Consider the following 7,666-nt stretch of genomic DNA (forward strand, 5'->3'; position numbering starts at 1 on the left):
CGCGGCGGCAAGGACGGCCGGGGCGGCCAGCGTGGCGGCGGCCAGCCCGAGGGTGCGCTCGCCGACGCGCTGCGCCGGGCGGGTCTGGCCTGACCGACCCGTACGTGAGGGGTCGGGGCGGGGTCCGCCCCGACCCCTCACCGGTCAGGCTCCTCGCCGGTCAGACGCTCGACGAGTAGGTGAGGAAGAAGTTGTTCGGTGTCTGCGCGCCGGCGGCGTTGAAGCAGATCACGTTACGGACGAACACCGTGTTGCCGGAGACGATCCACGGTGTCTGCAGGTTGCAATAGTCCGGAGTGGGGCCGAAGGCGGTGACCTGCACGGTGGTCCGCTGGTAACCGACCGACGGCAGCGTCACCAGGTACTGCCCGACCCCGGAGACCATGATGGTGTTGACCCCGCCGGCCGAGTTGAAGTCGGACGGCCCGCCCAGCGCCGGGCTCCACAGGTAGGCGAAGCGCGTCGGCGGCACCGCGCCGAAGACCGGCCGCTGCCGGTGGTAGGTCAGGTTGAACCAGGTGTCGGCCATCGATCCGCCGGCGTCGAAGCAGAACACGTACGCCAGGAGGGTGCCGCCGCTGGAGGTCCAGCGGGCGATCTTGCACCGCCGAGGGCTGTTCGGGTGCTCGGCGGTGGCTTGCAGGTTGCCGTCCAGCAGGGCGGTGCCGAGTCCGTTCAGTTTGACCTCGTAGAAGCCGGTGCCGAGTTGGGTGACCACGTTGCCGGCTCCAGCCGAGTTGTACGACGACATCAGCGCGCCGAGCGGGTTCGCTTTGACGTAGCCGAAGGCGTCCGACCCTGGTGGCAGCACCCCGGAGGCGGCGGTGTAGTCGACGACGAAGCGGGAGTTGTCCGGCGCTCCGCCGGGCCGGTAGCACTGGACGACGACGATCTGGTCGGTGCCGGACGGGTAGTTCTGGAACACCTGGCACCAGCGCGGGGCGTTGTCGACCGCCGTGACGTGGGCGACGCCGTTGGCCGAGGCGGTCAACGGGAACCGCACCTGGTAGCGCCCGACACCGACCTGGTCGACGGTCGCCCAGAGCGCGGGTGCGGTGGCCTTCCAGCTGCCCCACTGCCGGGTGGTGTCGAGGATGGTTCCGGGTGCCGGGGTGGGCGTCTGCAGGTAGGCGAAGCCCCAGCGGTCGGGCACGGCCGCCTGGGCCGGCGCGGCGGTGCCGGCCACGGCGGCGGTGGCGGCCAACAGCGCGGTGGCGAGCAGGGCGATGCCGCGGCGGACGAAGCCGCGGCCGTCGCGGGATCCAGTGCGGACAGACACTGGTCCACCTCCATTCATGAGGAGCGATGTGCAGTCAGCCTAATGAATACACAACGTATCCGTACAGTTATTGACCGTGATCTGATTTGATGCGGCATCCGGTCCGGTTCACAATCCGGGAATCACCCGCCAGCAGCGACTTTTACCTGATCCGTACCGGAAACTGATGCGGTCGTTTTCCGGTCCCGCCATGATGGGCGGGTGACCGCAGCACCGCAGCCGGACCGGGGACTGGTGCTCGTCGTCGAGGACGAACAGCCGATCGCCGACCTGATCCGGCTGTACCTCACCCGCGACGGGTTCGGCGTACACGTCTGCGCCGACGGTGACAGCGGGCTGGCCGCCGCCCGACGGCTGCGCCCGGTGCTGGCCGTGCTGGACATCGCGCTGCCCGGCATCTCCGGCACCGAGATCTGCCGGCGGCTGCGCGCCGACGACGACTGGACCCCGGTCATCTTCCTCACCGCCCGTGACGACGAGGTCGACCGGGTCGTCGGCCTGGAGTTGGGCGCCGACGACTACGTCACCAAACCGTTCAGCCCCCGCGAACTGGTCGCCCGGGTGCGGGCCATCCGCCGCCGCAGCCTCGGCCCGCCCGGCGGCGAACCGGTCCGTACCGTTGGTGGCGTCACCCTCGACCCGGCCCGCCGCACCGTCACCGCCGACTCCCGGCCGGTCACCCTCACCTCCACCGAGTTCGACCTGCTGGACCACCTGATGCGCCGGCCCGGACGGGTCTACACCCGCGAGGAGCTGCTCGCCGCCGTCTGGGGGTACGCCGCCCACGCCGGCACCCGCACCGTCGATGTGCACGTCGCCCAGGTCCGGGCCAAGCTCGGCACCGCCGCCACCGTGATCCGCACGGTACGCGGCGTCGGCTACACCGCCGATGGTTGAGCCGCAGCGGCCGTGGCCCGGGCAGCGGTCCGGCTTGCGCCGGCTCACCGGCACACTCACCGCCCGTACCGTCGGGGTCGCCTGCACGGTCGCGCTGCTGTCGGTACTGGTCACCGCGGCGGTCGCCATCCCGCTCGGGGTCCGGGGCACGGAACGCGGCGCCCGCGCCTCGCTGGCCGCCAAGGCCGACCTGGTCGCGGCTGCCGTCACCGACACGCCGGCCGGCGCGCAGCCGGCCCTCGCCGTCCGGTTGACCGGCGAACTGACCGACCAGGGCATCGACGTGGTGCTCGTCCGACCCGGCGAGACGCAGCCGCGACCGCTGCCCGGCTCGGTGGTCCGCCGGCTCGCCGCCGGTGAGCCGGTGACCGGCCGGCGGCCGACCCGCGTCGACGGCCGGCCGACCCTGATCGAAGGACGGCCCACCGGCGACGGCACGGCGGTGGTGCTGCTCCAACCGGTACGCCCCGGAGTCGGCCGCCTGGTCTGGAGCAACCTGTGGCTGGCGTTGGCCGCCGGGCTCACCGCCGGCCTGATCGCCGGGGTGCTGCTCGCCGCCCGGCTGTCCCGGCCGATCCGGGCGGCCGCCCACGCGGCGCAGCGGCTGCGTGCCGGGGACCGCACCGTACGGGTACCGCTGGATCCACCCGTCGAAGCGGAGCAACTGGCCCGCGCGCTCAACGACCTCACCTCCGCGCTCGCCGCCAGCGAAGCCCGGCAACGGGACTTCCTGCTGTCCATCTCGCACGAGCTGCGCACCCCACTGACCACCCTGCGCGGGTACGCCGAGGCAATCGCCGACGGCGTGGTGGACCCCGACGCGGCCGCGCGTACCGGGCAGATCATGCTCGGCGAGGCGCAGCGGCTGGACCGTCTGGTCGGCGATCTGCTGGCGCTGGCCCGGCTGGAAGCCTCCGACTTCGCCCTGGAACTGGTCGACGTCGATCTCGGCGCGCTGCTCGCCGACGCCGTCGACGCCTGGCGGCCCCGGTTCGCCGGCAACGGGGTGACGGTCGGCCTGACCCCACCGGCGACGCCGGTGACCGTCCACACCGACCCGGGGCGGCTCCGGCAGGTCGTCGACATCCTGCTGGACAACGCGTTGCGGGTGGTGCCGGCCGGCGGCACCGTACGGCTCGGCGTACCGCCGGAACCGGCGACCGGGCAGCCGGGCTCCGTCGCAGTCCAGGTGCACGACGACGGCCCGGGGTTCACCGACGACGACCTTGCGGTGATCTTCGAACGCGGTGCGCTGCACCGCCGGTACCGGGGCGAACGGTCGGTCGGTACCGGGATCGGGCTGGCCCTGGCCGCTGGGCTGACCCACCGTCTCGGCGGCCGGATCGCCGCCGGTCACTCCCCCGGCGGCGGCGCCGTGTTCACCGTACGGCTGCCGGGCCGGCCGGCCCGGTAGCTCGGCTGCCTCCCGGAACGACGGTTGGCCGACGGCACCGCCGGACGCCTTACCTGATCCGAACATCGGTCTGACCGCGGCTTCGTGACAGGGACCGATGCTGAGCACATGAGAAAATCAGTTCGCACCAAGGCACTCACCGGCGCGGCGGCCGGCACGGCCGCGCTGCTGACCCTCACCGGCTGCGGGTTCGGCGGCTCGTCCGACGGCTCCCGCGCCGCAGCGGATCCGGTCGCGGTCGCTGCGGTGGACACCGTCGACTACAGCGACTTCGGTCTCTCCGGCGACGACCGACCCGGGTGGTGGGACGGTCGCCGTGGCCCGTGGGGGCGGCCCGGCCCACGCGCCGGCTGGCTGCGCGGCCTCGGAGCGGGCGGCACCGGTCTGCATGGCGAGATGACCGTGCAGACCGACGACGGACTGCGGACGCTCGTCGTGCAGCGCGGCACGGTCGGCTCCATCGACGGCACCACGATCAGCGTCGAGTCAGCGGACGGATTCGTGCTCGACTGGACCTGCGCGGACGAATGCCGGGTGGTCGACGACGGCGACGATGTCGATCTGTCCAGTCTCGACGTCAACGCCGAGGTCGGCGTACACGGGCTGCGCGACGGCCAGGACCTGCTCGCCCGGATCGTGCTGCACCGCGAGTCGGACTGATTCGCACCTCAAAGTGACCCCGGTAGTGGCCCGCGCCACCGGGCACGCGGCCCACGCGGCGGACCTCGGTCCCACGGCTCCGCGTGGGTCGCGGTCCGTCCGGGCGTCGAGGGCCTCGCCGGCACCGGTCCGTCACCCGTGACGTAGACCCTCTTACAGCGTGATCTGCCAATTCTGCTGCAGGAACTGACGCAGCGCCGCGACGCCCGGATCGACCGCCGCCCGATACGCCCCGGACCTCTTTTCCAGAACGTCCCGGACCTCCGCGTTGCCCAGCGTGGCGACGTTGTTGGTGAGATTCGTAACCTCGTACAGATAGACGTTTCCGTTTTCGGTCTTGCCGTGCAGGACGTGCCCGTGCTCGTGCCAGATCACCGCTGAGCGGTAGGCCACCGTACCGTCGAAGACCCCTTCCTGGATCACCAGTGTGTCGATCGCGACGGTGCCGATGATCCCGTCCCAGTCCACGTCGCCCTCGACGTACTTGCGGACCTCGGGCGCGGCCATCTGCTTCTTCACCCAGTTCACCTGAATCGCCGACTTCAGACAGATGGCCGGGTTATCGGCCGTGCCGACGGACATCGACTGCGGGACGACGACGATGTTCACGCCGTTGGCGACCTGCCCCAGAATGGTGGCCGCCTGCTGCAGCATGGCATTGCTGATCATGTGCCGAACTCCTGTCTCGATCGTTGTGGCGATTGCGGTCAGACCACGAGAAACACGTCCGCTGACCGGGTCGGCCTGGCGTGCGCAGCGAACAGACCGGATGGATTCGGATAAGTGGTCGACCCGGACGTGGGACGAATTCTTAATCCGCCTTGACAATAGTCGGACGGCGAGCATCGTCGCCACGGTCGGCAGGGTCCGGATCACGACAGGGGTGCGAGCGTGAACCCCCGGTCGACGCGGCGTCGATGGCCTGCGGACGGCCCCCGACGTGCGGGATACGCTCCGACGATGCGGGTGAGCGGGCACGCTGCGGCGACGGGCACAGCGGTGCCGATCGCCGCACCACGGCTGGTGGGACGGTCCGGTGAGGTGGCGGCGCTGGCCACAGCGCTCGCCCGTCCCCCGGCGGTGGTCCTGCTGGAGGGTGAGGCGGGAATCGGGAAGAGCCGGCTGGTACGGGAGGCGTCGACCACGGCGGACGGCCCACGCCCCGGCACCCTGCTGGCGGTCTGCCCACCGCTACGCGAGTCGCTCACCCTCGCGCCCATCGTGGACGCGCTGCGCGACATCCAGCCACGGCTGGCCGGGATACGGCTGAGCGCGCTGGCCGGGGCGCTGCGCCCGCTGGTGCCGGAATGGTCGGCCGAACTGCCGCCACCACTGGACCCGGCGGATGACGCGGCTGCCGCCCGGCACCGGCTGTTCCGGGCGTTGGACGAGCTGATTCGCGCGCTCGGCGTCGACCTGCTCGTCGTCGAGGATGCGCACTGGGCCGACGAGGTCACCCAGGAGTTCCTGGTGTTCCTCGCCTCCCGACCGGCACCCGGCGGTCCGAGCCTGCTGATCACCTACCGCCCCGAGGAAGTCGACGACCGGTCACTGCTGCTGCGGCTGTCCCGGCCGGCGCCCGGTGGGGGTGCCCGGCTGCGGATCACCCTGGCGCCGCTGGACGTGGCCGACACGGCGGCGATGGTCTCGTCGATGCTGGACGGCAATCCGATGTCGACCGAGTTCGCCACCTTCCTGCACCAGCGCACCAGCGGCGTGCCGCTGATGGTCGAGGAGTCGGTACGGCTGCTGTGTGACCGGGCCGACGTGGTGTTCCGGGACGGACGATGGGTGCGGTTGAGCCTGAGTGAACTGCAGGTGCCGGCGTCGGTGCGGGACTCGTCCAGGGAACGGGTCGGCCGACTGACCCAGGCCGCCCAGCGGGTGCTGCGCGCCGCCGCCGTACTCGGCGAACCCGCCGACGAGGCCACCCTGGCGGCCACCGCCGGCCTGCTGATCCGGGCCTGCCGGGCCGGGCTGACCGAGGCGGCCACCGCCGGCCTGCTGGACAGCGACGAGCGTGACCACCCCGGCGGCGGTCGGTGGCGGTTCCGGCACGCCCTCGCCGCCACCGCCGTCTACGCGGCCATCGCACACCCCGAACGGCGCACGCTGCACCTGCGGGCCGGACAGGCGCTCGAGCGTCTGGATCCGCCGCCGGTCGCCCAGCTGGCCCGGCATTTCCGCGAGGCAGGCGACGTGGCGCGCTGGGCTCGGTACGCCGAGGCCGCCGCAGATCGGATGGTCGCCTCCGGCGACCACACCACCGCCGCGGTCGCCCTCGACGAACTGCTGACGGTCGCGGAACTGGCGGCACCGGACCGGGCCCGGATCGCCCGTACCGCCGCCGACGCCGCTCTCGGCCGCCGCGAGCCGGTCGACGACGTCTACCACCGAGTGGTCGCCACCCTGCGGGCCGTGCTGGAGTCGACCGAACTGACCGCGCGGCAACAGGCCGACATCCGCAACCCGCTGGGCCGGCTGCTGATCATCGGCGGCGAGGCGCAGGCCGCGCTCACCGAACTCGGCCGGGCGGTGGAGTACCTGGCCGACCCGGTGGAGGCGGCCCGCGCGATGACCTACCTCGGCTGGGCGTACGCCGGCCCGTGGCCGGCCGCCACCCATCTGCGGTGGCTGCGCCGCGCCGCCGAGCTGATCCCGCGAATCCCGTCCGCCGCCGACCGGATGTCGCTGGCCGGCAACCGGGCGGCGGCGCTGCTGATGCTCGGCGAGCCGCAGGCCTGGGAGGTGGTGGCCGAGCTGCCGACCGACGGCGCGTCGGCGGCCGAACGGCGTGACATCGCCCGGATCCACGCCAACGTCGGCACCGGGGCGCTGATCTGGGGCCGGTACGCCGAAGCCGGCCGGCACCTGGCGGTGGCGCTGGCTCTCGCCGACGCCGAGGGTCTGGTCCGGCTGCGCTACAACGTCCTGGTGGAACAGGCCAACCTGGACTGGCTCACCGGCCGATGGGGCGGCCTGGCCGACCGCGCCGCCCAACTGGCCGAGGCGGACCGGGACCGGCCGGGCGTCTACCTGGCGAGTCTGCGGCTGGCCGGGCGGCTGGCCGCGGCCACCGGCCAGCCGCGCCCCGCAGAGCAGCAGTTCCAGCTGGTGCTGGACGAGGCGGCCCGGCGCGGCGCGGTCGACGACACGGTGGAGCCGGCCGCCATGCTGGCCCGGCTGTGGCTCGACGACGGGCAGGTCGACCGGGCGCTGCGGGTCACCGAAGACCCGATCGGCGCGGTCGCCGCCAAGAGGGTCTGGGTGTGGGCCACCGAGATTGCCCCGGCGCGGGTCGCGGCGCTGCTCGCCGCCGGACGGCCGGACGAGGCGGCCGGGCTGGTGCGTCGCTTCGCGAGCGGACTACGCGGCCGGGCCGCACCGGGCCCGGCGGCCGCGCTGGCGGTGTGCCG

6 protein-coding genes are annotated in these 7,666 nt (G+C 72.8%); 4 read left to right on the forward strand and 2 right to left on the reverse strand.

Features of this window, described 5'->3' with window-relative positions:
* Positions 1-160: 160 nt before the first annotated feature.
* Positions 161-1,279: a hypothetical protein gene (locus ACFHWT_RS30800; RefSeq protein ID WP_416598155.1), complete on the reverse strand. Its 1,119-nt coding sequence runs from the start codon at positions 1,277-1,279 to the stop codon at positions 161-163.
* 201 nt (positions 1,280-1,480) lie between these two features.
* On the opposite strand from ACFHWT_RS30800, the gene ACFHWT_RS30805 reads away from it, so the two are divergent.
* The 3 genes from ACFHWT_RS30805 to ACFHWT_RS30815 all read left to right on the forward strand — a co-directional run bounded on the left by ACFHWT_RS30805 (position 1,481) and on the right by ACFHWT_RS30815 (position 4,250).
* On the forward strand, positions 1,481-2,176 hold the full coding sequence (locus tag ACFHWT_RS30805; RefSeq protein ID WP_416598157.1) for a response regulator transcription factor: 696 nt from the start codon (positions 1,481-1,483) through the stop codon (positions 2,174-2,176).
* The gene (locus ACFHWT_RS30810; RefSeq protein WP_416598158.1) at positions 2,169-3,590 is read left to right on the forward strand and encodes a sensor histidine kinase; all 1,422 of its coding nucleotides are present in this window, start codon (positions 2,169-2,171) and stop codon (positions 3,588-3,590) included. Before ACFHWT_RS30805 ends, ACFHWT_RS30810 begins: the two co-directional genes overlap by 8 nt.
* A gap of 108 nt (positions 3,591-3,698) precedes the next feature.
* Positions 3,699-4,250, forward strand: coding sequence for a hypothetical protein (locus ACFHWT_RS30815; protein WP_416598159.1), 552 nt, complete (start codon positions 3,699-3,701; stop codon positions 4,248-4,250).
* A gap of 153 nt (positions 4,251-4,403) precedes the next feature.
* On the opposite strand, the gene ACFHWT_RS30820 is transcribed toward ACFHWT_RS30815, so the two are convergent.
* Positions 4,404-4,919, reverse strand: coding sequence for a hypothetical protein (locus ACFHWT_RS30820; protein WP_416598160.1), 516 nt, complete (start codon positions 4,917-4,919; stop codon positions 4,404-4,406).
* 291 nt (positions 4,920-5,210) lie between these two features.
* On the opposite strand from ACFHWT_RS30820, the gene ACFHWT_RS30825 reads away from it, so the two are divergent.
* Positions 5,211-7,666 (forward strand): ATP-binding protein (locus tag ACFHWT_RS30825; protein WP_416598162.1); only part of this gene is annotated, 2,456 nt, incomplete at its 3' end.

The sequence above is a fragment of the Micromonospora sp. LOL_021 genome, from assembly GCF_048060215.1.
In the GTDB taxonomy this organism is placed as follows: Bacteria; Actinomycetota; Actinomycetes; order Mycobacteriales; family Micromonosporaceae; genus Micromonospora_E.